The organism is Streptomyces sp. NPDC005811 (genome assembly GCF_040630405.1).
Taxonomy (GTDB): domain Bacteria; phylum Actinomycetota; class Actinomycetes; order Streptomycetales; family Streptomycetaceae; genus Streptomyces.
In genome coordinates this window covers 1-1,028 of sequence record NZ_JBEXXK010000155.1, presented here as the reverse complement: position 1 = coordinate 1,028, position 1,028 = coordinate 1, and the positions used below count along the sequence as shown (strand labels likewise).

The following is a 1,028-nucleotide window of genomic DNA, read 5'->3' as shown; positions in this document are numbered from 1 at the left end:
GTCATCTCCGTGCGCAATCTGTGGAAGGTGTTCGGGCCGAAGGCCGAGCGGGTGCCGGGTGATGCGGAGCTGTGCGGCCTGACCCGGCGTGAGCTGATGGAGCGGACCGGGTGTACGGCTGCGGTGCGTGATGTGAACTTCGACGTCCGTCGCGGCGAGGTGTTCGTGGTGATGGGTTTGTCGGGTTCGGGCAAGTCGACGTTGGTGCGGTGTCTGACGCGGTTGATCGAGCCGACGTCGGGTGAGCTGGTGTTCGAGGGGCAGGACATCCGGCAGGCGGACGCGGCGCGGTTGCGGGAGTTGCGGCGGCGGAAGTTCTCGATGGTGTTCCAGCATTTCGGGTTGTTGCCGCATCGTCGGGTGGTGGACAACGTGGCGTTCGGGCTGGAGATCCGGGGGATGGGCCGGGCGGAGCGGACGCGGCGGGCGCTGGAGGTGGTGGAGCTGGTGGGTCTGGCGGGTTATGAGCATTCGTATCCGGACCAGCTGTCGGGTGGTATGCAGCAGCGGGTGGGTCTGGCGCGTGCGCTGGCGGGTGATCCGGATGTGCTGTTCTTCGACGAGCCGTTCTCGGCGTTGGATCCGTTGATCCGGCGGGACATGCAGAACGAGGTGATCCGGCTGCATCACGAGGTCGGCAAGACGATGGTGTTCATCACGCACGACTTGTCGGAGGCGTTGAAGCTGGGGGACCGGATCCTGATCATGCGGGACGGGAAGATGGTCCAGTGCGGTACGGGGGACGAGCTGGTGGGGGCGCCGGCGGACGATTATGTGCGGGAGTTCGTGAAGGACGTGCCGCGCGGTGATGTGCTGACGTTGCGGTGGATCATGCGGGCGCCGGAGGACGGGGACGCGCTGGACGGGCCGGAGCTGGGTCCGGACGTGGTGGTGCGGGAGGCGACGCGGGCGGTGCTGGCGGCGGAGAAGCCGGTGAAGGTCGTCGAGGACGGCAGGCTGCTCGGGATCGTGGGGGACGAGGAGATCCTCGCGGTCGTCGCCGGGCAGGAAGGCGGCCGGTGATGACC

The 1,028-nt window shown here is 67.7% G+C and carries 1 protein-coding gene; it reads left to right on the top strand.

The window, feature by feature from the left end; all coding sequences use genetic code 11:
* A partial coding sequence (locus ABZ490_RS52215; RefSeq protein ID WP_359008164.1) for a glycine betaine/L-proline ABC transporter ATP-binding protein occupies positions 1-1,023 on the top strand: 1,023 nt, incomplete at its 5' end.
* Positions 1,024-1,028 lie beyond the last annotated feature (5 nt).